23 protein-coding genes and 1 tRNA gene are annotated in these 25863 nt (G+C 42.4%); 8 read left to right on the plus strand and 16 right to left on the minus strand.

Features of this window, described 5'->3' with window-relative positions; translation table 11 throughout:
• Positions 1 to 58: 58 nt before the first annotated feature.
• From MUK70_RS06415 to MUK70_RS06450, 8 genes are all read right to left on the minus strand, one after another.
• The gene (locus MUK70_RS06415; RefSeq protein WP_234658087.1) at positions 59 to 1963 is read right to left on the minus strand and encodes a UvrD-helicase domain-containing protein; all 1905 of its coding nucleotides are present in this window, start codon (positions 1961 to 1963) and stop codon (positions 59 to 61) included.
• Between the two features lie 2 nt (positions 1964 to 1965).
• Positions 1966 to 4155, minus strand: a complete 2190-nt coding sequence (locus tag MUK70_RS06420) for an ATP-dependent nuclease (RefSeq protein ID WP_234658086.1) — start codon at positions 4153 to 4155, stop codon at positions 1966 to 1968.
• Positions 4156 to 4634: 479 nt separating this feature from the next.
• Positions 4635 to 6092 (minus strand): hypothetical protein, encoded by a 1458-nt coding sequence (locus MUK70_RS06425; RefSeq protein WP_234658084.1) that lies wholly within the window; start codon positions 6090 to 6092, stop codon positions 4635 to 4637.
• 17 nt (positions 6093 to 6109) lie between these two features.
• Positions 6110 to 6553, minus strand: coding sequence for a hypothetical protein (locus tag MUK70_RS06430; RefSeq protein ID WP_234658083.1), 444 nt, complete (start codon positions 6551 to 6553; stop codon positions 6110 to 6112).
• Between the two features lie 946 nt (positions 6554 to 7499).
• Complete coding sequence (locus tag MUK70_RS06435) at positions 7500 to 7763, minus strand: hypothetical protein (RefSeq protein WP_234658082.1); 264 nt, start codon at positions 7761 to 7763, stop codon at positions 7500 to 7502.
• Between the two features lie 555 nt (positions 7764 to 8318).
• Positions 8319 to 9449, minus strand: coding sequence for a hypothetical protein (locus MUK70_RS06440; protein WP_234658081.1), 1131 nt, complete (start codon positions 9447 to 9449; stop codon positions 8319 to 8321).
• Between the two features lie 535 nt (positions 9450 to 9984).
• Complete coding sequence (locus MUK70_RS06445; RefSeq protein WP_234658080.1) at positions 9985 to 10596, minus strand: P63C domain-containing protein; 612 nt, start codon at positions 10594 to 10596, stop codon at positions 9985 to 9987.
• A 5-nt stretch (positions 10597 to 10601) separates the two neighbouring features.
• The gene (locus MUK70_RS06450; protein WP_234658079.1) at positions 10602 to 11828 is read right to left on the minus strand and encodes an ImmA/IrrE family metallo-endopeptidase; all 1227 of its coding nucleotides are present in this window, start codon (positions 11826 to 11828) and stop codon (positions 10602 to 10604) included.
• Between the two features lie 634 nt (positions 11829 to 12462).
• Here MUK70_RS06450 and MUK70_RS06455 point away from each other — a divergent pair.
• Entirely contained in the window at positions 12463 to 12699 is a 237-nt protein-coding gene (locus MUK70_RS06455; RefSeq protein WP_234658078.1) for a hypothetical protein, read from the plus strand.
• 318 nt (positions 12700 to 13017) lie between these two features.
• Complete coding sequence (locus tag MUK70_RS06460; protein ID WP_244784732.1) at positions 13018 to 13191, plus strand: hypothetical protein; 174 nt, start codon at positions 13018 to 13020, stop codon at positions 13189 to 13191.
• Positions 13192 to 13195: 4 nt separating this feature from the next.
• On the opposite strand, the gene MUK70_RS06465 is transcribed toward MUK70_RS06460, so the two are convergent.
• The 4 genes from MUK70_RS06465 to MUK70_RS06480 all read right to left on the minus strand — a co-directional run bounded on the left by MUK70_RS06465 (position 13196) and on the right by MUK70_RS06480 (position 17694).
• Positions 13196 to 13504 carry a hypothetical protein gene (locus MUK70_RS06465; protein ID WP_234658076.1) on the minus strand — a complete coding sequence of 103 codons (309 nt, stop codon included), beginning with the start codon at positions 13502 to 13504 and terminating at the stop codon, positions 13196 to 13198.
• Positions 13505 to 14680: 1176 nt separating this feature from the next.
• Positions 14681 to 15436, minus strand: coding sequence for an FRG domain-containing protein (locus MUK70_RS06470; RefSeq protein WP_234658075.1), 756 nt, complete (start codon positions 15434 to 15436; stop codon positions 14681 to 14683).
• Between the two features lie 240 nt (positions 15437 to 15676).
• Complete coding sequence (locus MUK70_RS06475) at positions 15677 to 16648, minus strand: GTP pyrophosphokinase (protein WP_234658073.1); 972 nt, start codon at positions 16646 to 16648, stop codon at positions 15677 to 15679.
• A gap of 617 nt (positions 16649 to 17265) precedes the next feature.
• Entirely contained in the window at positions 17266 to 17694 is a 429-nt protein-coding gene (locus tag MUK70_RS06480) for a helix-turn-helix domain-containing protein (RefSeq protein ID WP_234658071.1), read from the minus strand.
• A gap of 140 nt (positions 17695 to 17834) precedes the next feature.
• Here MUK70_RS06480 and MUK70_RS06485 point away from each other — a divergent pair, with 140 nt between their 5' ends.
• Both MUK70_RS06485 and MUK70_RS06490 read left to right on the plus strand, forming a co-directional pair.
• Positions 17835 to 18749: a hypothetical protein gene (locus MUK70_RS06485; protein ID WP_234658070.1), complete on the plus strand. Its 915-nt coding sequence runs from the start codon at positions 17835 to 17837 to the stop codon at positions 18747 to 18749.
• A gap of 207 nt (positions 18750 to 18956) precedes the next feature.
• Complete coding sequence (locus MUK70_RS06490) at positions 18957 to 19706, plus strand: hypothetical protein (RefSeq protein WP_234658069.1); 750 nt, start codon at positions 18957 to 18959, stop codon at positions 19704 to 19706.
• Here the strand turns inward: MUK70_RS06490 and MUK70_RS06495 are convergent.
• Positions 19701 to 19976 carry a hypothetical protein gene (locus tag MUK70_RS06495; protein WP_234658068.1) on the minus strand — a complete coding sequence of 92 codons (276 nt, stop codon included), beginning with the start codon at positions 19974 to 19976 and terminating at the stop codon, positions 19701 to 19703. The two genes, MUK70_RS06490 and MUK70_RS06495, sit on opposite strands and share 6 nt — an antisense overlap.
• Before the next feature lie 185 nt (positions 19977 to 20161).
• Here MUK70_RS06495 and MUK70_RS06500 point away from each other — a divergent pair, with 185 nt between their 5' ends.
• The 3 genes from MUK70_RS06500 (at position 20162) to MUK70_RS06510 (ending at position 23150) form a co-directional block, all read left to right on the plus strand.
• Entirely contained in the window at positions 20162 to 20488 is a 327-nt protein-coding gene (locus tag MUK70_RS06500; protein ID WP_234658067.1) for a helix-turn-helix domain-containing protein, read from the plus strand.
• A 504-nt stretch (positions 20489 to 20992) separates the two neighbouring features.
• Positions 20993 to 21475: a hypothetical protein gene (locus MUK70_RS06505; protein ID WP_234658066.1), complete on the plus strand. Its 483-nt coding sequence runs from the start codon at positions 20993 to 20995 to the stop codon at positions 21473 to 21475.
• Positions 21476 to 21659: 184 nt separating this feature from the next.
• The gene (locus MUK70_RS06510) at positions 21660 to 23150 is read left to right on the plus strand and encodes a hypothetical protein (RefSeq protein WP_234658065.1); all 1491 of its coding nucleotides are present in this window, start codon (positions 21660 to 21662) and stop codon (positions 23148 to 23150) included.
• A gap of 237 nt (positions 23151 to 23387) precedes the next feature.
• On the opposite strand, the gene MUK70_RS06515 is transcribed toward MUK70_RS06510, so the two are convergent.
• The 3 genes from MUK70_RS06515 to MUK70_RS06525 form a co-directional block, all read right to left on the minus strand.
• On the minus strand, positions 23388 to 24488 hold the full coding sequence (locus MUK70_RS06515; RefSeq protein WP_234658064.1) for a site-specific integrase: 1101 nt from the start codon (positions 24486 to 24488) through the stop codon (positions 23388 to 23390).
• Positions 24485 to 24682, minus strand: coding sequence for an Arm DNA-binding domain-containing protein (locus tag MUK70_RS06520; RefSeq protein WP_234658063.1), 198 nt, complete (start codon positions 24680 to 24682; stop codon positions 24485 to 24487). The genes MUK70_RS06515 and MUK70_RS06520 overlap by 4 nt, the downstream gene beginning before the upstream one ends.
• Before the next feature lie 226 nt (positions 24683 to 24908).
• Positions 24909 to 24981: transfer RNA gene (locus tag MUK70_RS06525), tRNA-Lys, on the minus strand.
• Positions 24982 to 25161: 180 nt separating this feature from the next.
• Here MUK70_RS06525 and MUK70_RS06530 point away from each other — a divergent pair.
• Positions 25162 to 25797, plus strand: a complete 636-nt coding sequence (locus MUK70_RS06530; RefSeq protein ID WP_234658062.1) for an SH3 domain-containing protein — start codon at positions 25162 to 25164, stop codon at positions 25795 to 25797.
• Positions 25798 to 25863: the final 66 nt, after the last annotated feature.

Here is a 25863-nt window from a genome sequence, read left to right on the forward strand (position 1 = left end):
AGTTTGGTCGGCCTCAGCAGTCGATCAGCAATTATAGCAGTTGGCACTCCCGTTCAGCCTATAATAACTCGATTTCGTCTTCCCTAAACCACCCGTATTTTATCGCATTCTCTTTGACAAGAGCCTGGTTATTGGTATAGGCAACGATTGCCAGGCTCTCTATCGCCCTGCTACAGGCAACATAAAAAAGCCTTCTGGTCTTTTCAATGCCGGTTTCCTTTCCTTCATTTATATTTTTTTGGTCAGTGTTGCTGAGTTCCTTTGCCCCAAAAAGCTTATCATAACTAAACATAAATCCACGGGCTTCCTCATCATCGGCGATTACCATTACCCTGGAATATTGTAGGCCTTTCACGCCTTGGTGGGTACCGAATTTTGAGTTTTCTGAAAAATAATGGTCATATTTTTCCACTTGCGAAAATGGAGTTTGTAAGACCTTATCCCACGCTTCAATTATTTCATCTGCATCGTTATCGTCCTCTTCGTCCTGATTGTCTGATTTGTTTTCGATCAGCTCTATTTCTTGCTCGGTCCTTGAAACGATAATATTCATTGTGCCTGTTATCGGAAAAAGCGAAGCCGCCCTAACTATTTTTAATACTTCTATCAACTTTGGGTCTTTTCCGCTTTCCCATAGTGAGAGCAAATCGTAAGTAGCTTTATTTATTTCCTTCAGATTCTTTATCTGTTCATCGCTACTGACCAAATATTCGCGTTCCAACAGCTTTGAGTGCTTCTTCACGATTTTCGCTACTGAGAATTTGTCGTTCTTTTTGTAAGCCTGTACTAATGGCAGCAAGATCTTAGTGAACAGATTCAAACCAGGAAGGGTGCCGTCCAGTAGCCCGGTTTTTAATTTATCTATTTTATAAAGCGGCTCGAAAAGCTCGAAGAATCCCATACGGTTAGCGGCCATATGGTGTTCTAAAATCAAGGTCATTATATCGCCATCCTCGAAATTCCATAATGTGTCACGAGTTATCGCAGTCATCTTTTTTGCAATCAGTTTTTCGAGAACGATCTTGCTTGATGCCCTATCGCAGACGAACAACCGCACCACGCCCCTTTCTCTTTCAACCCGTGGAATTTGCCTTTGTTTATCGACATCCTTTCTAATATTATTAATTAGTTCAACGATGCGTTTAGTGGACCTATGGTTCATCACTTTCGAGGGCTGTGTCCAATCGTCAGGAAGATTTTTCCCCAAATCATCCTTCCCATCACCATAAATTCTTTGCATCATGTCCCCGAATAGCCCCAGGGAGAATTTGTTCTTTTTGTTCTCCTGTAACTGAAACAGCGCATCAACCATCTCTTTCTTGGTGTCTTGGCTTTCATCCACAAGGATTATCGGAAACATCGAAATCACAATATTCTGCATCAAATCCTTAGTCCTGATGAATTCAGCCGCTATACTAATTACTTCAATATGGTTCAGGGAATCTTTCGAGATATTATCTCCATTGGGATTGTAAGTGAATTTTGTAATGGTGTCGAGTAATCGAATCCTATTTGTCTTCGACCCAATTTTTCTTGCGCGGTCTATCGAGGTCTTGTTATTTAAATCCCTGCTTCTGGATTGCTCGTCTTGGAGCTTTAATATTTCAAACTGCAAATTCGCCATCACCCATTTTTTGATGTCCTTGGTGAGATTGCTTATTAAATCCCAGGAAAAACTATGAATCGTTCTGACCTTACAGATAGGATCGTGTCCTAATCTATCGCTGATCTCGTCTGCCGCCGCATTGGTGTAAGTGATTATGGCTATTTTTTGCCGGTATAACCTGAAGTCTGCCCCATGTTCTGTCTTGAACCTTGCCAGTACATTCACCAGCGAACGTGTTTTTCCCGAACCAGCTCCGGCAAACAAGAAAAAGCTTCTAGGCTGTGCTGGGTTAAAACAGTCATATATCTCTTGATCAACACCATCGTCGATATTGTTGCTTGAATAAATCTCGCTCATAACTATTTGGTGAGATTGTTTAAGCCCTTTTTCTGAGCAATCAGTTTTGTTTCCAGCCAGTCTAGACCCTGCTTTATGTACTTTGGCGTGGCTAATTTGTTGGGCTCTTCAAAATAAAAGAGCTCCAGAGCAAATTCCGCCTTCTTGACCCACGGTTGTGTGATCGCGTCATACATAGCCTGGGCAGATTTTTCTGGATCAGTCTCTTTAGAAGCATTGATCATTTGCTTTAAAAGACCAGTTCCCTCTGTAAGCTTTCCGAACAAATCCTTGTTTTCCATCACCAAGGAGTCTTCGAACGTATAGGGGTTGACCTTAACGGCGCCCTGTCCATTGGTGATCGTAAGGGGAATCTGGAAGGCTATTTTTATCGGTAGCTTCTTATCTTCTTTGTCCGTCTCCTTCAGCAGCAAAAGTTTGTCTAGCGCTGTTTCATTTGGAATCCAGGACTTCAAGGTATCGTTTCCGGTATTGTATTTTTTGCCCTTCTCCGGCCTGGCCTTCGCCTGACCATCTACCGAGTCGATATCTGTGACAACAAGTGTGATAACCCCTAAGTTTTCGATAAGCGGGCGTAGGCGATGTGCATGACTGCCGCCAATTTCCAGAATGGAAATATAACAATTGCTGAGCTTTGAATGATGTTTTATAAAGTATGGGAGTAGCATCCTTTCCGCAGGTCCCTCTACCATGATCACTGCGTCAGCAAAAAAAAGGTCGCAATGTGTGGTTTTTAGGTAACGTATTGCAAACTTGGTGGTATCGTCATCCTTTCCGAAGGTCTTTGATAAGTTTACGACTTGGGAAGTACCTATTTTCCCGGTCGAATCTAAATTGCGTCTAAAATATCTCAGCGCGGTAAAGTTGACCTCGTGGGCGACATGGTTAGAATGTGTACTGATCACCAGTTGGGTTGAAAATTTCTTGTTTTCACCGAGATGAGGATGACGCCTTAAAACTTTATAAGCCTCTTTGACAAATACCTGTTGTACCTGGGCATGTAAATGGGCTTCCGGTTCCTCAATAAGAACCAGGTGTAACGGCTCAAATTCTACGTCTTGCTTTGCGGATTTTGCTATTTTCCCGACCTGCATCCATTCATCCCGAAACCGAATCAGCTTGAAAATAATAGATATCAGGTTCTGATATCCCAGGCCGTTGTATTTCTCAGGTAGTGTCAGTTCCGAGATTCCGTCTTCGAGAAAGTACTGAACGGATGAATCATGATTTAAGCTGTCGACAGTATTGAACTTGCTCGATAGGTTTATTCGGGCGCTTCCCAGACCGGGATAATTTAATAGCTCTAATTCTTGTAAGGATGGCTGAAAGCTTCCTTTAAGATTAGCGTCAAACAGTTCTTTGGCTGCGTGAATGGCCCTCAGAGCAGTGATATCATCTTTGGTCGGATTTACGGCAGGATTCAAGTGCCTGTCATAGTAGCTTCTTAGCTGACTCGATAGTGTCTTTGTAGTATTTACTGCCTCTCCCAAGTCAGCGTTGACATCTGAGAAACCTCTCTGGGCGTTTATAATGTCAATCTTTATTAATCCGTTTAGCGCGTCGCCTTCTATGGGAACATCGAAGGATGAGAGTTTTTGAGGGGTCTCCGCGAAGTTTGGATCTAACAGATATGTCCTGACAGTAAAGTAACTACTGAGCTTTTTGTCCAGGAAATCCCACATGTCCTTGGGCCATAAGCTAAAGGTATCCTTCTTCTTTTTTGGTTCCAGTCCATTAAGTGCCCTCGAGCTATTGCATCCGTCGCAAAACTCCCTGTACAACTCCTCAATGTTTTTGGGTTCAAATCTTAATCTCATACCTAATAGTCCACCTTCCCAGTCCAGGCTTGGTATTAAGCGGTTGATATAGTGCAATTCATAGTTTTCTACCTTGAGCCAAATATCCAAGGCAGGCAAATTGCTTTCCCAGCGATTTAATGTGAGATCGATCTTTGAAAAATCAGCTTCTTTCAGCCAATCCTCACCAATGGCATTTATTTCCTTCCAATTTGACAGGGTGAGGTCCCTTGTGCTAAAGTTATTCGACAACTTCAAGAACTGAATCAGGGCATCAATCGCAGTGGTTTTTCCGCTATTATTTGCACCGACGAAAACAGTCTCGCTATCCGAAAAGTCGATGCGACAATCTTTGAGTTTTCGAAAATTCTGAATATGTATAAAGTTTATGTTCATATAATTCCTTTTTATTAATCTGTTGCGAGGAGGGGAATAGGGTTCACGCTAGTAGTAGGTTGGTTTTGAATGTCTGGGTCGGAATGTCGTAACAAGTAGTTGCCAGATTTATGAGCGAAAATTGACAAGCATCTCTGTATGCTGTCGAACAATTTTCTATTGCGCTGTGCAAGTTCAAGTCAGCAGTTTCCCAACTCACACCTAACTTTAAAGAAATTGGACCCACTAATTACTAAGTCGTGATCTTATTTTTTGTTTACTGGTAGAATTTTGGTAACCGTCGGGCGAACTAGCAGTTTCTCTGTCTTTAAGAACAGGGGACCTGTGAAGATTCGAGGAAGTTAAGCGTGTCGACAGATAAATCGGTATGTCGCATAGCAGAGAATAACTTTTGCTTTCCCATTTATTTCAGGAGAAAGTTTAGACAGTGGCACTTAACATCTTCGCACGCAGTCAAAAGTTAAGTAGGGAGTTTCCTACTACCAGTTAGTTGGGTTCATGATACTTTGAATCGCAAATTTTGCGACGACGCCAAACGTTATGCGCTTCCAAAAATTTCCTTTATTTTTCTCCACCTCAAGCCTGGCTTCGTCATTTGGAGCAAGTTCAAGTTGATATTCATATTGCCTGTTTAATATATCTCCGAATTCAAGATAAATGCCTCCGGCAAATTTGCCTTCTTCTTTGAAAAAATTGGCGGATGTTCCCGCATTGAGCAGATTGACTGCCGCACGTTTTTTGTCAGATATGGCGTATCTAACATAGGGGATATTCCATAACAATTGACCTTTTTCGCCGAGTTCAATAGGGTGAAGCCAGTCTAAGCGAAGATTAAGTCTTGTGAAAGTTTCGTAGATCCCAGTATAGCCCTTTTCCTTTTTTTCTAAGATCAATTCAGTGTTGCCGATTTTTTCAGTCTCTCTTATGGTGTAGTCAGTTGAGGTCAAACTGTCGATTGTCTTCACTCGCTCAAACCCAGCAGAAATTCCCAAAAGGGATCTTTTGCCCAGATCGAGATTTATCCCCAAGTCAGTATACACACCTGTGAATGGCGTTTTTACAAATCGTTTGCTGATGGGTTCAATAATAGTTTTGTCATACAGTTTTACCTGTGAGCCAGTTAGTCCAAAAGATACATACGGCACAATCTTGGATGGATTCGATTCGTCGAGCATTTTAGATTCTTGACGAACTAGGAAAAACAGCGCGTCCGATTCTTCTTCATAAACATCTTCCAACGTCCTTGTGTCTTTGGCAGACAACGGATTCTTTGTTCGTTTGTAGTTGTCTTCCAGCTTGCTTTTCAACAAATCAATTAGTGCTTTGGCATCGGCAATTTGCTTGGCTAGCGGAGTTGCGTTCAAAGTGTCTTTCCAGGTTTCAACGTCTTTATGCAGCTTCTCCAGCTGGTTGATAACGTCTTGAAATCGCTCCTGATCCACAGCTTTTTCTAAGTCTGCTCCCAATTTCTTTCGACGATGGGCTATAATCCCGGTTCGATGAGCTTTCCAGACGGTATCAGTTGTCTTTTTAAAGTTCATCAGAGCCTCGTAGTTCTTCAAATTTTCTGACTTGCGAAGGTTTCGAATTTTTGCTTCCATGGTAAAGTCCGATTTCGGGCCACGAATGGCTAAACCCAAAAACATGCCAAGTTGGCCGCTAGGAAGAAATTTCCCCTCGCTAAGCAAATTGGCAATGCCCTCGTTATTTTGCCCTTTCGCGGAGACGCCCCATACTGCCTGATATCGCTTTACAATTTTCTGTTTTCGGAAATTGTTGATATTAAAAGAGAGAGCGGTTTCTCCGATATCAAAATTGATGGCATTTGCATCAAACAGGATTGCTGATTTTCCTTGAGCGTCACCTGAAAGCAATTGGGCGATGCTATGTTGGGAGTGCATTGCAAGAATCAGGAATAAGTAGCTTATTATCTTCATCGATATCAAGTTTTGTATTATAGATCATGCAATTCATCGTGATCGGCTCTGTTGTTCTCGGCTACATCTTCCTCAATGGGGAAATCGGAGAGATTTTGTCCATTTACCTTCACTTCCAAACTCCAACTGCCGCCGACCGTGCCGCTTCGCTTCCTTGCTCTTACCACTACCCAAAGCATTCCATCAGTTACTGGTGCTTCAATGGCATCCTCGTTTTCAAATACATCATCGTCATCCCCCTGATCAGCATCCAGATCCGCCTCTTTTCCGCCGAATTCAAGTCTCTGAATATCAATCCTGTCTAATGTTAGCTTGTACTTAATATCGACAAATCTAAGATCTTCCATCGATCGTAAGAATGCCTTATAATGGCTTTCGGTAAGCCCAAATGGGTGTTTGGTGTACAATGAGAGTTTTCTTCGCCGACCAGACGGTATAGATTTCGTTTTTGAGATAGGCATGTTTCGGACAGTTTGATTGAGAGAATGGGTGTATTTTGGCTTTCGAAACTGAAATCGAAATCTCTAACGCGTGAATCGTCAGATCAATGGCAATCTTGTTAGAACATCTAATCAGGTGTATATGTTCGTTGATCAATGTACCTATAATATTGTGGGCATCAACCTAAGTTTCAGACTTCTTATTTATCGGTAAATAGAAAGGATCTTCAAATGATATCCTTGAAGACGAGATCTTCTAGTTACATTAATTGGGCTACTGCCAATATCTTTTTCATTGCGATCACAATGGTCGACGATGTTGAGAAAATTTAATTTTAAAAGCAATAGCGAAGTTCGTAAGTGGGAGAAAAGGCAATACTAGAAATGAAGTGCTTCGAGTGTTGATCCAGAGGCGAATTTCGGAGGCCTGGGGTGTGTGTTTCGTACTTTTACCTGAATCATACAGATTAAAAGGAAGGGAAGAAATGGAAATTGAGGGAATCAATTTACCGAACAATTTCAAACACTTTCGAACGAATTCAAACACAGTCGAACAATCCCGAATTTTTTTGAACGGAAGCGAACAGTTTCAAACATGAGCGGTGGTTTCCTCCACAGCCAGCTATCGCCGGTACGTCGCAAAATGCGACTCCCCGGCGGGAGCTGGCCATGGGAAAACCCCTGGACCCTGCTATTCGCCTCCGGCTCATAGCTAGTCAAAAGAGACACATGGAAAATCAGAAACAAAAAGGCAGACAATAGAGCCAAATCATCTCTGCGATCACAGCCACCCGAAACAGTCCCATTGCCCAAGCTTCCCAATTCACAGGCTTCTTCCCAGTCCGTTGAAGATATGGGGCGGGTTCTTTCTCGATGAGAGGATCTGGTTTTGCTGCGGGTGGATCGAGCTTTACGGGAGGAGAGGATACGAGATTGGTTATTCGGTTATAGGCTGCACAACAGGAAATTAGATGTTATCAAAGTGTAACGGTGATTGTCGCTCTTCTAATGCTGCACGTAATTGCTCGATTGATACTTCTCGGATAGCCGCAGGCGCATGAATTTCGCGCACTGGTTGCGGTGTTTCCTTTTTTTGGTGCACCTGTTCCATTCTCTCCTGCACTGCTGAACGATCAGTAGATGGCTCAGCTGATGTTTCAACTTGGGGATGGGACACTGTCATACATCGCTCCATCTTCTCCCAGGCTTGTTTGCGCTGTTTTTCTGTCATGAGGTCGGGTTTTCTAAGGTAAAAACTCGCCATGAAAAAACAATTGACGGTGACGAGGGAAGTGAATAAAATGAAATCCTGACCGAGAGTAAGGGAGCCTCCTTCTTTCAAGAATACACAACGCCTTCCGCCAGCTTAATGACCGGAGCCTTTAAAAGATTTTGAATTGGTGTACAGTCGCTGCAGGGAATGTCACCGACTGGATCCGAGAGACGCCCAACCAATCAAAACTGTGACGGCTTCGAAAGACAGCACCTTTCTTTGTATGGGGAAATTGGTATTAAGGTCGTGCCAGGTCATAAAAGAACAACTCCCCGTACATGGACAGGTAAAACGACAATACTGGATAAGGATGTGCACCGAAGCCAAGAATCGTGAGATGTTATTACCAGTCCAACCCGTTCGGTTCCAACTGTACCTTTCAACTTGGCGATGAAATAACAAGTAATAGCGGCAATGCCAGAAGAACGCGGCTTCCGGAAATGTAGTGGTCGCGCGGATGGTCAAGAGGTAATTGGGTAATTATTATGCTTGTAATTGACACTGCTCACCAGATTAAATTTTGATTTTGGATTTCAGATTAATCACCTTATGAAGGCTAGCAATTGAAGCATGAATAAGCAGGGAAAATATACCGAAAACGATGAAAAAAGCCCAAAACGACCAGGTAGACAGGCCGTCGATCCCACGGCTTGCATAGTGAGGCGAGAAAGCTCCCAGAAACGGTATAACCGTTGTAGCTAGAAAAAAGCCGAATGCAGTTATTCGACCTCGAAAGACCCCGATCCACGGAAAGTTCGCAATCTCGTCAGTATCTTCTCGAAGTGTGGCAGTATCATTGAGATGATTTATTAGCATTAATAGATAGATCATTATCGCAATTACAATAAATGGCGCGAGAATGACGATTGTCTTTGCAGCGACTTTAACTCCAATTAGGTCAATTTCGCTGTCTGGATTGTTCTTTTGAGATTTCATTTCCGTTTCAAGAAATTTTCCAAAATCCGTGACTGACATTCTTATGTTCGCAGAAAGTAATAGCCGAAATCTCTCGGATTCAGCAATTTCTTCAACAAACATATCCGAACCCGTTCGTTTTGCCCAATATTTACTCAAATCACCCACTGCGACTTTTTGGCCGTCATATTTTCCATGCGGCATTGTTGGCAGCGGAATGGTCTCATTATTTTTGATTTTCTCCACATCGTCAGCGTATGCTTTCTCGAGTCGACTAAGCTTATTGCGGAAACCTGCACGTTCGACATATAATTCGCTTAGTTCCTCGTTATTCTCTTTGTAGTAAAATAGATCATCACCAGCACTATCAATTTCCGCTTTAAGTTCAGCAATTCGGTCGTTCGAGAACTTAAGATCCATTCTTGCCATTCTTAATTGAAAGTCGTCAGCTCGATTTCGGCCGCGTCCCAGTGAAGCACTAAAAGAATCGGATTTAAATCTCTCCACTTCCTCATGGTTAATGACACGAGGAATCGAATCCGTAGTAAGGCGAACATAGTCGCTGTTTATATCATCCCTAAGGCTTATTGCGCAACTTTCGAGCCGTTTCTTTGCTCGCTCAAACACAGTTTCTTTGAGCAGGAGCGAAACGGAAAAAGAAATTATGATTACTGAGGTTACGATTAAAATTTGGTGGATGTTACGCGTTGATTCCAGAGATTCTTTCATGCGAGTAGAGTTTGGTCAAATTTAAGCATTTGACTATTGTGTACAAGCCGAGATTACTAGCTTGACAGGCGCATCATCACGTGGTTCGTTTTTAGAAAAAAGAGAGGCCTGAGTGCCCTCTGACAAATACGGCATACCGCCCGTGATACACGCCTGTGTCATACAGTCAAAATGTTTAATCAATGGCGTAGGACTTATTCATGGTATATGTCCAATTTCAGGGGATACACCATAGTTGAGTACACACGGCGCGAAATCATTGCGATTGAGGGGGCGATGTAAATGTCCGAGCCATAGTACAGCATCACGATAACAACGACCTCGCCAAGGCTTTGAAGGTTGCTGCAGGCCACATTCTTTTTAAAGCAGGAGAAACGGTTATACATGGATAACAACAGAAGAGCCGCCAGGCACGTATTTAGCTGGCATTAAAGCCATCAATCAGCCCTCAAAAGGCATATCACTAACAAGGATGGTGGTGACTAACAACAAAAACCACCAAGTGGATGCCTGTTTTGTCCCTGCTCATAACATATCACTTGATGAAATTTATTTGATCATCGATGAAATTTAGCTGGAAAGGTACATTGTAGGTCTGAGAGTATTTCACTCTAAATTCATACCATGTTTTGCAAGTTTCCATCATTGTTGTCGCTTCTTCAATATAACCTTCAAGTAAGATTCTGCCCTCATCGTTTAGCCATTGGAAATGCTTGAATTTCCTCAGACCGAATACTACATAGGGGTTTAGGTGTTGAAGAGCCGGTAAAATGTCCTTAGGAAATCGTCGGTATATTATTTCGATTGTAAATCGTGCGACAATTGGTGGTTTTTGATAAGTCTTGTCTTCTGAAATTGCCCAGCCATTCAATCGATTTATCTGTTTATAGAAGTCCTTGGTAAAGGCTTTTTCGTACCGTTGTTTGCTCTTCGCGAGAAATTTCCTAAGCTCTTCTGCACGTTTTTTGAGATCAATTTTACTGCCACTCAAAAGTTCGATAACATCTTTCTCGGTTTCAGTCTCCTTACTTATTTTTAAGTCAGGACCTGTCAATAATTGCAGCCTTAGTTGACTCTTCTCTGATAACGACTGTGTGTCTTCTTTCTGTTTTCCCATGGGAGCAATACGATTCTTTCCTTTTGCCATGATTTCTAGTTAAATATATTGGATTTTAGTGACTTAACAAAATCAGATATTGGAGCGGGGTTTTTCCACGGGTTTCCGAAAGGGGCGATTACATCGCTAATAGGAGGATTTTCCTTCAATGCTCTCGCCCAGGCAACTTTATTAGTTTTGCCCACATCGAACGCATTAAAGACATAAAAGAAACTGGGGTGAACATGATTGTCTTTTGCGAACTCATTGACTAATTCTGGACTGTACATAAATGCCCTTGCTTCATCCGTTTTTTCACGAGAGAAAAGGTATTCGCGTGCAAAATTATTGGCGTCTTCTTCCTTAGCTTTGACCGCTAACTGATCAGGATCTTTATCTGAAAGGTGGTATTTATTATTTCGGATTTCCTCCCAGTCAAAAATTACGTGATAGAGCTCGTGGATTAGGGCGAACCATAAGGTGGGATAAAATCCCCTATAATTAGTTATTACTATGCAGGGCTTGTTATTCGCTGAAAATGTTGCTCCACGCAGATGTATTGAGGGGAGAGATTCAAGGTATATGATCGTGACGCCCATTTTATATAAGTTACGCACAACATTTAGAAGCCCCGTCTTAACTTTGGTTGAATGCCATCGGATTTCTGGGAAATAATCAATCAGCGCCTGACGGTCGTACCTATACGGATTGTTAAGTTCTGTGAAAATCTTACTTGCAGAGGTGATCCAAAATGATCGGGTCAGATTATTGGCTGGTTCGATTACTCCTGCACTAAAGGCCACATGACCATTAGGTCTGACGTAATCGAAGATTGACGATAGACCTAGATAATTGACAAGCTTTGTTTCTATTGCTTCATAATCGGTGATACTGTCTATCAGACCAGCTTTTTTCAAAGCGGAAACGTCGAAGTTCTTTTTGATGAAGTCTATTTTCTCCGGCGTCGCATATGTCGTGTCAGGGAAATTCTTTTCGAGTTCTTCCAAATAGAGCACCATAACCCTCTCTTTCGGGACCTGCAGAAAGCTCGCCAACTTAATCAGATTCGTGAAATCAACTGTTTTCTGAGAGCCGCTTAAAATGCCGTTTAGTGTCCTTATCTGCATGCCCAGAATATCAAGGGCGACGTTCGTTGAGATGTTTAATTCGTGAATTCTCAATTCAAATAATGCCCTCAAACTCTTTTTCGGCTTAGGGGGTATCGAGCCTAAGAGGCTTTTCAGAACCTCTTCCGGGTCTAAGGAATCTGCTTCTTTCTTCATTTTATGGATTAATGTACGCTTACATCAGAAAAATTATGATATTTTAGTTACAAAACAATCATTTGTACTAAAAAGATGTAAGGATACATGATGATATTTTTTTACTCTTGCTTGTAAGCCGGATGATCGATTGTTAGAAATGACAAAGGCCACCCCTGAAGCTGGCCCATTTGTTGCCGCAGGGGTCGGAGTCGAACCCACACAAACCCCGGTGCTGATGAAATCCCCTAGATTGATAAAAAATGCCTGCGCCACTCCCTGCGAGCTTGTGAGGCGACCCCAACATTTAACGACCAGAAGTAGGATGGAAATAATGCCATTATGAAACCTACTACAAAGTGAACGCCTATCTTTAATACTGTTTCCTTCATGTTTGACAATTTAAGTTTGAAGATTACAACAAAACTGATTACTTCAACGAGGACATCTTTAAAGACATCTTTCCAATCTATTTGAGTGAGGATATTCACCAGGGCGCCCGATTCTTAAATGGCCGCGCATGTGTATACGTAATAACGCAGTAATAATCGGGTTAAGTTCCATAAGTAAGAATGTTTGTTGACCGATAGCTACAATTGAGTTACAATCGATACAATGAGGCAAGGCTCCAACCGTTTAATCCAAGGGGCGCAACGTGAGTAAGTACATTGATATGTTCGAGAACCCGTTCAACGGATACGTTGCGACAGTCACCACACCATTCTCATTCCTTCTGTGCATTATATTCGGGCCGTTGTATTTCCTGATGAAGGGAAATTTCAAACACTTCCTGCTGTCGGCGATTCTGGCCTGTTGCACTTACGGCATTTCATGGGTTATTTACCCATTTTCAGTCTATGAGATCAATCAGGGTCATTACCTGAAACGCTGATGGGCGGCTGTACAGCCTTAGCCATAATCATTTAAAATAGAATGCGGTAGGAATAGCCATGGGAAGAAAGACAGGGGGGCGGAACGCTCGAAAAGCCGCTCGACCCTAATGAAAAGCAGATGGCCTTCCCTTGGTGCCAGAATGCTTTGCCCTGAAAAGAATAGCGCGGAGGCAGCCCGAATGCACAAGATTGACGTAGCGGCGAGGGCAGCGTACTGTCTGCGGCCCGTGGCGTGATTGAGTGTCAGATTAAAAAAGCCTCCCGGTTTGCCGCCGATTGGCAGGGTATCGAAGTTGGCATTTCCGTTGAACTTAACCGTGACTCTTCCCACCAAACTTTACCGGTACCGGTTTGTCTGCATGGTGGCGGCGCGTCAGTCGGGTGAAATTTCTAAAGAAACTTTCAGCGAGTGGATTAATGACGACCGGACGTTTGAAGAAGAGCAGGAGGCCATTTCTCTCGATGGCCCGCCGCTCTCTGAGGTCGCTTAATCTGCTATTGTTTCGCTTTGATCCGAGCTCTCCATTCAGTCCAATAATGGGTAAAGTGGAGAACGGCATTTGCTTTGCTTTCAAATCGCTGATTATGTTGCCGGTATAATGAATACCAGGCGTAAAAGCCATTATCACCTAGAACTGGCATTAGGTGGTAGAACTGTCCCTTTTTTGTTGTTCCACCCTCTCCCCAGTACATTTCGTCCGTACGGAGTACTCGGTATGTTTCGCCTGTCAAATCATAAAGCAATTCCCTGATCTGTTCGTCTGTAAGATCCTGGTCTGGGAACTCCAAAATAGTTTCTCTCATCTTTTTGCGGTTTTGTTGATGAGCAACATACAGAAATAGTAGGAGTGCCCTATGACGAAGCGTATCAAATCTCAATAAACTTATCGATCGGCATAACTGAATCCTGCTGCTCTATTGATCGTTTACAGTTCGACACGTATAGTTCCGTCATAAAAAGACGATTGAGGGCCTTTACCTTTTGCATGAGTGGCTCTGAAAATCCGATGGACTCATCAACTAGCCAAAGCGGCTTTTCCTCGTCCTCAACAAATTGTATCTGACTAAATAGTCCTGCCGTCCTTAGCACCGAGTGTCATTATTCTGCGTAAGGATCCTGTATTTTTTGTCTCTAAGGGCATACTAAACAAATAGCGATTTTAACTTAGGCCACACGCGGTTGCTTACCTTGAAGTAAACTTTTATGAACTTTTACAACCCAACGCTGCTAGATGTAAACCAGCAGATACCATGTGCCTTGGTTCCACCCACAATTTTCAGCGCCTAGGAGTCTTAGTCGAACGAGTTCCGAGTGAGACCGGCCTCGCAGAGCCAGATTCAAATGAAGCGCGTGGCGGTAGCCGCGTGATACATTTGTACATCTGGCTGACCACGGATAGACAGGTGGTAGCATCTAATTTTACGAGTCTGTGTGACTACAATTTTATACCCGAGGTGTCCGCTTCAGCTTCAAAACATCACTATTGCTCCAAATTCGGTAAGAAGAAGAAAATTTAGTCATAAATGCTCCTTCGGGATTGTTTGAGCGCAAAAAAGCTTCTTAGTGACGCTCTCTGGACTGTTTTTATTTTATTGCGACGCTTTTACCTCAAAAAGCGACCGTTTCACCGTGGATTAACTAGTTAGCGACCAAATTTACAGTCAGATTTTCCACCTCACATCCATTCAATCGTCATTCATGAATGTCGATCATTTTTTTTCTTACAATCCCTCTCACAATTACGGAGGGATTGTAAGAAAAAATATGAAGTCTGCCAAAATTGGGGTTTACAATAATCTAACGATTATATCGCTGCCTTGTCGAGTTCATGTTAGGAAATTCCTTAATCATTCGATATCCTATCGCGGTTGAAAGTAGGGGAAATCGCATACTAGTATAAAATTGAGATAATTTGAACCTACATTCCAGTGCGAGACAGAAAATCGCGGCGACCGTGCGCGGCTATTGGTGGAACATTTCTAGCTATTCCTGAAAGTAAGACCTGCTGAGTTTTTCAGGAAGTTTGCGATTCCGGCTAAGTCTGGATAGATAGAGTACTCATTAATATTTGCAAGTTTTAAAAACTCTTGGGCACCTGGCAAAGCGTCTTCTTCTAGGACGATCTTTTTTATAGCTTCCGGGAACTTGGCCTCTATCGGCTCAATATTATTATGATGGACCGTAAACATTCCAACTTGGGCTGATATTCTATCATTTCTGAAAATAGGTTCTATTGCAGCGGGTGCTGTTATGACTCGGTGATTTTGATTCCAATAGGCGCTTGAATATGGAAACGAATGCTCCTCTCTAGGGATTTGGATAATTTTATTGTGCCCAATCCGTCGGTTTAGGGCAATCGGATCAAGTAAGTAGATTGCAGCGCTTCCGCTGGATGAGGAAGTTTTCTTGTTAAAGGCAGCAAAAAATAAAGCTATTCCGAATGATTCGGTCCAGTCGAGCAGCCTGGTCGGTATTCCGTAATGTTGCATGTCAAACAACGTTTCCCATTCACTCTCCTTACTTAGAAATATTTTATCGGCAAATCTCTTGAATCGGTTGAAAAGAAATTCTTCTTTTTCAAGGCCATTTTCATATCTGAGTAAACTGGGTAAAAGATAGTGCTCCGAATGACCTTGGCCTCGATACCATAAATTTGCTGGGTTGCCTAGGTCTAATTTCGCCTGCTCGATGTTTTGAATAAATTCCAGCCAAGATTGAGAAGTAAGATAAGTCATTTTAGAGAATTAGGTTAGTACATCCAAGTATTATTTAAATTTTTTATGTTTAACTATTTGCCGAAATATAAAACTGAATTAAGTTGCGAGTAATTGATATGATTTCCAATAATTAGCGACTGTAAAAACAGGGCTAGCTCTAAAATTACTATATGAAGTACATAGCAACATCGAAAATGGTATGTATCAATCAGCTCTGTGATAGTTATATACATAGGAAAAAGAATATAAATTTTCGATTTATATTCTTTTTCCTATACGGTGATTCTCGAAGTGTTCAAATGCTCTTAATGTAGATTCCGCGAAATCGTGTCGGCTTCTAAATTCGAAATCTATATAGCCCAAGGATTTTGTTAAAATGTCGGTACTGAATTGGAATAGATCTGGACGTTTATCCATATAGTATTCGATGAACTCCTTGGCTTTATTCACGACATTGTCTATATCACTCAAATTCTTGTATTTATTTTTATTTAAATCAACTATCAGGCTATTTTGCCAGAATTCAGATATTTTTAATTCTGGGTATTTATTTTCCGAATAGACGGTGAGTGAATCATAGTCTATTAGTTGAATTAGTAGACTATTGTTAGACAGAGTTCCCAGTTTGACCAAATACGCGGTTCTTTTCTTAAATGCTTCATCAAATATATTCTGAGCAACCTCCAACAGAGATGAAACATTGTTTAATTCTCTCTGTAGGGAAATCGGAACCGAATTTTCATTTTTGTACACGATAGTATGATTGATAAGGGCCCAGGCTTCTAACAAAACAGTCGTTACTTGAACTTCACAAACATAACCTTTGAATTTACGATATCTCGTCCCCGAATAGCTATCTCCAAATGCCACACAGGTATGAATACTTTGATAGCCCATGTGGGCTACTCCTAAGCTTTCTTTTTTATCACTTTGCCAGCTGACATCGAAAAGTTCGTTAAGTAAATTTGAAAACACTCTTTTTTCTTCTTCAAAAAGGCACACAATTCTGACCCCAGCATAGTCAAAAACATGCTGTTCGGGGTTTTCGATACGGTGCCGTTCTATCTTATCGGCGAGGCTTTGTCTTGTCTTAACTCTGCCTTTTATATCTGCTATTTTGAGGCCTTTTGCTTCACATTCCTCCTTGATTGTGAAAATTACCTCATCCACAAAGTCCTTATATGAATTTGTATTTCGCTCATGTGCCGCTAGATATTCTGCAACATTCATAGTTTCAAGTGAGGGGCTAAGAGGTTATTACGGCAACAGCTGTCAAGTATAGGCCAAAAGACGAGCCCGCAAAAAGACATTTGCTTATTTTATGGCGCCATTGAGCGAACTTTATCTGGAAAGCTATCTTGAATAGTAAGCCTATTTTCCGTCAAATCTCCTTATTACTTTCCTATCCACCTCATTAAGTATGACGCGATGAAGTTACCTTTTGAAGCGAGGGGAGGAGTTGACGGGAGAAGGAATAGCCACAAGCATAATTTATGAAGAGATGTCGGAGATGATATCGGATGACATCGTGAGGGGACATACCTCTTTAGGAAAGCTGGGGATTTATGAGCTGGGATTTACAAGCCACACTGGGTGGATTGAGGTCTATTAATTGGCTCAACCTAGTACAAATACTGACTTATTCTTTCAAATTTCCATCATGGGGATTCTAAGCGAGCGTAGATGCGAAGCTGATGAATGAGTTGAATTGGAAGTCTTGGCCCGTTCATCGACCAAAGTCATCGTGCTTTGAAGTTAGATGGATATTTTCTTGCAGGCGCTTCTCAGTTGTGTAGAAGTGTAGTAGGAAAAGTCTTCGGAGTGTGAAACGAATAATCTTGTTAAAATTAAGTCTTGCTTTCAAGAATTTGCTGTAGCAAGAATACCTTTTCCTGCTCAGATTTCAATAAACGCTCATACAACTTTTTGTTTTCATCCAGAGCTTCGACCCACTTTTCGATAGGATTAAAGTTGATGGTGCAGTTGTTATTTATCGATCCTGCATTGTCATTCAAGGTGCTGGCGATAATGTTTATTGCAGCTTCTTCGCTAAAATTCCTAATTGCGTCTGCCGGGACTTTGAGTATTTTGGCAACCTGATCTAGGATATCCTGTTCGACGATTTCCTTCTGTTCCAGTAGCGAGACCCTTTTTTGCGACCATTCCTCGCCAAGCTGAAAGGCCAATCCTTCCTGCTTAATACCCAGCATTTCCCTAAAACGGCGGATGTTCCGGCCGTGGTGAATGTGTTTAGTCATTTCTGGCGAAGTGTTCATTTTTCAAAAGATAAGGTTTCTCTAATTCCGATCAAAAGCCTAAAATAGCTGTTTTGAGGCTAAGAAACCAAGTTTTGGAATTTTTTAGAAGCGCATTAGTCCTGATTTTCAGCATTTGTTTTACTCAAACACGGATGACGATGAGATTTATTTCGGATGACGCCAATGATCTGAAACCGGCCTGGATGTCGAGTCAAGAGACCGAGTGCCCGGAAAAACTGCTTCCGGGATTCTGGAAACATTATACCATTGCTGATTGCAGGTTTTTTCTGTGGCAAATGCTTTCAGCCTCAATATCAACTGAGAATCAAGATGCCGATGCTAGTCCCGGTGAGCAAATCAGCTTTTTTGAAAATCTAGTGGTATACCTGGAAGCATCTTCTATTGTGGATAATCGCGGACCTCTCTCAAAAGCAAAACGGGGTGAATCAGAACAGTATGAAACCGGTGAATCGTCCATGGATATCAAGCCGGGAGAAAAGCCGCCAAAAGGTGATAACCCCCATAGAAAGCTTCATAAGCGGCTTAAACGCCTTTCGATCTGGCATCGTGACGGATTCGATGACCCGTACGTGATTCTCGATTCCTTCTTCGATGCATATGACCTGCCGAGCTTCAAGGCGAGATTATACGATATCCTTCAGGTGTGTTGCCAGGAAAAGTACTATGACAAAGGCTGCCCCGCGGATGTTCTTTACTTTTTGGAAAAGGTTGAATCCATCATCAATGCGGCCTATTCGATCCTTATCAGTGAAGAAGCGAAATGGCTGGATAAGTCAAAAACTGCGATGGAATGCATCGCCAGTAGCAACGGTGAACCGGAATGCGAAATTGAACCGCCTGCGGTCATTATTCAATGCTTGAAAGAATTCTTCGAATATAGGAGCTTAAAGAAGTGGAAACAGGAACTGAATAGAATCTGTCTTTATTCCCTAAGCAGTCAGTCCGCCCAGGAGTGGGGAGTTTGGATTGACTCACTTACACTATACAAGCTCATATGCAGCTTAGCGGAAACAGCATTTGATCTTCGAAAAAATAGATCAGCGTTGCCTTGACGACTGAAAGAAAGTATCTTGGGGCTTTGGTAGGGCGGTGATTCTGTTTCGTCTTGGTGGATTGTTGCGAAGCCCGTCCTGCCTTGTTTATGATCCTACAAAGTAGCTGTTGTCGAATTACACGACTTTGATCGCTAAGGTGTGTTGCATAGTTGATTGCAACCAAGTAACAAACGCGTTCAGGCTACATTTTTCGCACATATCCAAATGAAACCCCAAGAGCAGATACTCAAAGAGTTGTCGGAAATCAGGCAAGCTATTGTCAGAATCGCAGGTACACCAGCACTTCCGCCAGAAGAGCAATTCTCTGAAGCCTCACTGGATAAAGTTGCCCTGGAATTAAAGAAGCTTTCCATCAAAAGAGGTGAATGGATCGATGATGGGGATCTGAGCAGATATTTCAAAGGTGTCTACAATGGGGGAAGGTTCATCCGGGAAACATTCGGATTTAATGATTTTTTCAAGAAGGGGAAATCATACTATTACCGGAAATCCAGCATTATTCGTTTATCCCAGGAATTGAAATCCCGAAATGTCGACTTGGCTCGATACATGGAGCTTAAAGAGAGTGAGGCAAAATTCGAGGAAAAAGTCTCCGCGGTCGCTGCCGCAAACAAAAAGCAAAAAAAAAAGAAGCCTCCATTTCAGTTACCTGATTCCCTAAAAGACATTACGACCGAAGACTTTCATCCAGCAGTTGAAATTGTTGAAGCCGAACTAAGCAAGCTGCGTGAACAGTTTACCAAAGAAAATCTTTCAAAATATATAGATGTCTACGGTGGTCATGCAATGATGAAATTCCGCTATCCATTTTCAGGGTTTGCCGAAAAGGAGATAAAATCCAAATGCAGGCGCTGGTGCGACCAATACAATATGGCCTGCGATGCTCTTTCGAAGTTGAGTGGAAAAGAGAAGAAATTTACCCCACCGGAAGACCCTAATGCTTATGAATTATGACGGCTTTCTCTTCCTACTGACTACAATTTTGAGCACCTCCGATTCGAGGTACATCGCCTTTGTTCTTCCTTTGACCAGTTGTGGTTTTACGATGCCCGCGTTTACTGCTTTCAGGAAGGCTGCGTTGCTGGCTCCGGTTAGCTTCAATGCACCTTCTTTGGTAAGCAATTGATCTTGTTGCAACACGCTTTTCAATTCCTCTCTGACAATTGCGCGGACGCGGTCCATAAACTCTTCGACTGTTAAAGAGTGCAGCAGGATGGTTTCCATAAATTTGAAGTTAGGGTAAAAACATAGTGAGTTAGCACAAAACGCTTCTTTGGCTGCAAACATAGGTAAACAGCTGAATATCTGCTCCACATCAGTTTCACCTATTTGAAAATCGAAAGGGTCTAGGATTTCCACATTGCGAATTTTAGCTTTGTTTTCTTGGCAATACTAAAACAGAAAACGTGATGGAAAGGATGAGGGGAACGGATGAGGCCAAAGCCGGCCTGTCGCTAGATCAGTTGGTTACGCTTGCAGACTTGAAAAATGTTCGGGACGAGCTTTTGGCAGCAATTGCGAGGACGAGGGGATCTTCGCCAGACACCGTGAAGAAATGGCTAAAATCGTCTGAGGTTAGAAAGCTCCTAAACATTTCACCGGGCAAGTTGTTAGCCCTCAAAGCTAATCGCCAGCTCGCATTTGTGAGACTGGGTGGAGTAATCTACTACGACAGGGACGACATTGAGGCGATGATCCAAAAAGCTAAAGTACCAACCTTGATCGGCAAGGCATGAAGACCGCATACCAAACATCCGGTCGAGGATGTGATGTCCCTCCCCGGCCGGAATATGTGGAGATTTATTTCCTTCAATGTCAGAGGACTAAAGAAGCGGCGCGTGAATTCCATCGACATTATTCAATGCGGTATTGGCGCTCTCCGAGCGGAAAAGTCATTCGGGATTGGAAGCGCCTGGCATGGCAATGGATTTGGAATAAAAGAGGATAGAGTCCGTGTTAGTTTTTCGCAGGTTTTGTCTGACAGTGATCGCTGTTGATTTTCAATCAATTATGATCATCGCAATTTTGCTAGGCCATTTTGCCGGATTATCAATGAATATTGCTTTGTGTCCGTACGTGGATTTTGTAATTTCGACATCAGCTCTTGACTAGCGACGCTGGCAATGTTGCGCTCGAGCACTTTTACATCCTATGTGCTTCAAAAATTAGCTTCCACGAGAGTTCTTAGGTTGGGGACGTAATTAGTTTGAGTATCGTACAATTTTTCCCACATATATTCAATGACAATACCACTTAGAGTATTACAAATAGGTCTTTCCTTCGGTATACTTACCGCGTGTTCTGGTGAGAAACAGCAGGATACTGCTACCAACAATATCAAGGCTGCGTATAAATTGTCTGAACTATCTGGCAAGAAAGAAAAGGAGGTTTCAAAGATCTATGGCGCGGGAACAAAAATGGGTATCTGGAAAGATGCGCGAGCAGGGTGTGTAGACTGTCCAAAAATGAGCTATAAATCAGACAGTGTGGAAGTTATATTCATCAATGGAAAGTCTGATCGCATAACACTAAATCATCTTCAGAACTACGATTTCAATGATGAGGTAATATTAGGGCTTTTAGACCTACCAGTTGCAACTCCGACATTTGACAGCAAGAGTGGCACCAAACGCTGGGAACAATATCACGGATACCGTTCGATTTCTGCCTTTGGTAGCGAGGGAAAAATCAACTACATCCTTATTTTGTCGCAGGCGGAGTAATTCTTGTCAAAGGCCTCCCAAGATTACAAAAAACTCAAACTATCGCCTAAATAAGCTACTAGCGGCGACCGCTCGGTTAAAACCGTAATTTTCGTGCGGTTGTATGTGAACCTCTTTATCGGTATCAGTAGATTTCCAACTTTTCGCAGTAGATTTTCAGACATTAAACAGTGATGTGCTCAAAATGAAGTTTTCCGTTTTTCTGCTTGCATTGGCCTTTCCAATATCTTGCATAGCGCAGCGTGATATCCAGGAAAAAGTATACTCAAAATTTTTGAACGATACAGTCCGCTATCATGTAACAGTCCCCGAGAACTGGGACAAAAGTCAGAGTTGCCCCGTATTGTATTCCTTCAAATATGGTATGGTCGATGGCCCTTACATTGCATCACAATTGCGTTATTTTAAAACAGCCAACTATTTTATACCCAATACGATCGTCGTGACCATTCTGGCCGACATGGACAGGATCGGGCTAATTTATGAAACTGGACTTTTGACCAATACAGGAAAAAACTTAACGTCTTGTTTAAGAAACGAGATCATTCCGAACGTTAAGGAAAAATACCATACCTCCTTTTTCAAAACCTATCTTGGGCATTCCTATGGTGCCAGTTACGCCAACTACCTCTTTCAAAATGAGCCAGATATTTTTAACGGATATATTCTGCTTGCCGCGGAGAAAACAGGGGCAGATTATAGTGAACCGTCGCCTTTTGTAATTGATAAGAAACTGGTTGGATTTTACGACCATCGGAACACTTTTTATTACGCAGCTGTCGGCGAACATGATTTGCAAAGACGCCACACATATGTAAGGGAGATAGAAAAGAAGGTAAGCGTGCTTGACAGTAATCACTTCTTTTTCAAATACGACAGTATTCCAGGAGGCGATCACACCAACATTCTGACGCTTGCCATTCAACCAGCTCTGGAACATATTTATCTCCGGTACAATCCTGGCATGAGGGCAGGCGTGTCCAATGATGCTTGGACGAATTTCACAGAAAATCAGAAGTACATTGAAAAAACGTATGGTATTCTAGCAGAAAAAGGAAATCGCTGGTATGGTCCGTCTGCGCAGATGGCACTTCGGGACAAGGACACAACCGCACTTTTAAAAATTGCGGAATACTTCGGTTCCGAAAAAGCAAGAGCTTCGGATATCCGCAATCTCGGCGACCATCTGGCTTCTTCAGGCCTTAAAGGGAAAGCGATGGAATATTACGAGCGAGCAATCAAATCAATCGAAACGTCTACCGACAAGGCAGACTGGCAGATTTTTGTATTGGGGGATTGTTATCTGAATATAGCTACAAAAATATTTGAAAAGGAGCCCAAAGAAGGCTGGATTTACTTGCTAAAAGGACTCAAACTAGCCGAAGTTAAAGGAGAGTCGGGAGCGCGAAATATCGATGCTTATTTTCGTGCTGGAAAATACGCCATCGACAACAATTACAAAATTAAGGATGGTATCGATTTCCTGCTTCATTACGCTAGTCTACGCACTGAAACTATTGACGAGATTCATTGGAGTTACGAGCGGATCTATCTGATACTCGCCAAGGGGTATTATGCCTTGAAAGATTTTGAAAATGCAAAACTATATCTAAAAAAAGTACTAGTATTTAATGCTGACAATAAAGAAGCAAAGGAAATGTTGGGGAAAATATGATTTTTAGGCAGCCGCTCGATGAGATCAGTACACAAGACAATGTGCTATGCGCTGTAAGGAAGCAGAAATACTGGAAATAAAACAGTAAATCGACCAACATTAATATTCGCGGGTTTTCAGTGAACTCGTATTAATAATCGAAATAACTGTTTGATAAAGAGCGTAGCAATCTTAAAAGAAAACATGCAATTTTAAAAAAAAATAAAGCCGCTGGCGTCTTTACCAGCGGCTTTATCGTTAGGCCACTATGGGCCTAAGCTTCCCCGAATTTGTAAATAGCTTCTGCCTTACCAACGCCATATGGTCGCTGATTCGCTGTTTCCTAACTCTGGCGTAGCGTTGAGTCGTGCGGATGTTACGATGCCCAAGCATTTTACCAACGTCTTCCAGCGGCACGCCATTGTTGAGCATCATGTCCGCAAACGTATGTCGAGCAAGGTGCGTGTTGAGTGGTCTTTTGATCCCGCAGATCACCGCAAGCTCTTTCAGGTAGACATTGTACCGAAAATTGCTGTTGACAGGGATCAGGCGGTTATTGACCTTGCAATAAGGATGATTTTTGTATTTATCGATCAGTTCCTGTACGACCGGAAGGATCGGCACCATTTCCGTAACTTCGGTCTTGCCACGGTCTTTAATCAGCCACTTCTCACCTGAACGGCCAACCTTCACAATGTTTTCAGGCGAAAGGTTATACATGTCTTGATAAGCGAAGCCAGTAAAGCATTGGAAAATGAAGGCGTCACGCACTTCACCAATCCGGTCGATGTCGATCTGTTTTTTGTGAATGGCCTCCACTTCAAATAGCTCCAAAGGCATTACTTCTTTATTGCCACCCGAGCAAACAAACCCTTCCAGTGGATTGGCTGTGATAACTTTCTTCTTTACACCTATTTTGACGATTTGCCTTGTCCATTTGACCAGCTTTTTGGCAGTGACCTCCGAAAGTGGCTCATCCAAGTGAAGGGTCAGGTAGTCGTAAAACTCTTCGGCGAAACACTGGTCGATTTCGGTCATTTCGATATCCTTCCGCTGATAACGGAACCGAATGAATGCTTCTACCTTCCGCTTAGTGGATCGCCAGTGCCGGAGTGTGCCTTCCGACCGGATTCCTTTCTTGGCCTTCTTTTCGAAAAGTGCAATGAATTCATCGAAGGCATCCAGAAGCGTTTGGCTTGGCCTTGCAGCCTTTTCAGGCTTTGATTTGGAATGCAACAACGGCAAGCCCAGATAGGCATTTTTCACCATCACAGGAGTGATGTGGTCGAATTGGGATTGTAGCACCAGAAAGTGCTTTTCGATCTCGGCCTGCGCCTGGACGATTTTCAGGTTGATCATTTGGCCTCCGCCGTAGTGGCGGTCACCTGTTTGGCATCGCTGTTCCAGAAGTCGGGATGGATTTTTTTGCCAAGGGAAATGTCAGTGTCGGTTCCGTCGATGGTAATCCTGACATAGATGGGTGCTTTTCCGTCCTTGGAGGCCTTGCCCCGATATAGCCAGAAAAGCAATGACAGATTTTGTTTGAACTTCATGCTCGCACATTTTAAGGTTGGTAATTGTGTCCGTGGAGAACCTTAAATCAAAACCGCCTCAATCAAACATCTGATTCGGTCACCTAATTTACCGAATCCAACAGGTGACCGAATAGGTGACCGAATGGATTGGATCATTATGATTCAGACTGACCTACCTTTTTGCAAAATGTGCTGATTATCAATGCATTTTAAACAAGAAAGGCACACTTTCGTGTGCCTTCTGTGATCCCGCTGGGATTCGAACCCAGGACCCATACATTAAAAGTGTATTGCTCTACCAGCTGAGCTACGGAATCGCTTTGCAACTTTTTTATAAATTGGATTTGCACGAGGCGTTTCCGTAATTGCGATGCAAAAGTAGAATTCTAAAAAGTATAATGCAAGCCCTGAGTAAGAAATACCTGTTATTTTGGATTTTTTTGGGAACCTTCCTGCCTGCCGGAACGGCTTTATCTGCCAATAAAAAAGAGTTAAAAATGGCTGATTCTCTGTTCGCTATGGCACGGTACCCTGAATCGCTGGTGCTTTACAAAAAAAATTTTAGCGAGGATGAAAAAAATAACCAAAGCCTGTTATTGAAACTGGCTTTCTTGGCCGAGAAGACCAATAACTATACGGATTGCCTCTTTTATCTCAGCAAAGTTGCCCTCACAAACCCTTCCCGCCGACTTTTTGAAAAAATGGACAAATTGGCTGCTGAACAAAATCTAACCGGCTATGAATTCGACGATTACAACTATTTTATAATTTTTTATAGAAGATATGGTGATTACATTCCAATATTGCTTCTAACTTTGGGGACGTACATTGTCGTCATTATGGTGACAAAAGTTCGGAGAGGGGAGCCGATCTTGCAGATCCATAAAGTATCAATTGTAGTATATCTGCTTGTATTACTGGGTATTCTGAATGTTCCGTCCCTATACCGGACATGCATTATTGTGAATGAAAACACCTTTCTTAGAGACGAACCGTCGTCGGCGGCGGCGGTGATTGATCGGGTGGGGAAGGGGCATAAGCTGACGATCGTCGGCTCTGTGGACCATTGGAACCGGGTTATCTGGAACAATCAGATTGTGTACATACGCAAAAGTGACCTGTGGAATATTTAGAGGGCGGTCCGGGTATCATTTTTGTTACGAGATAAGTTTATATATTTAACGGTTAAATTTTTTTAA

The organism is Dyadobacter chenwenxiniae (genome assembly GCF_022869785.1).
In the GTDB taxonomy this organism is placed as follows: domain Bacteria; phylum Bacteroidota; class Bacteroidia; order Cytophagales; family Spirosomataceae; genus Dyadobacter; species Dyadobacter chenwenxiniae.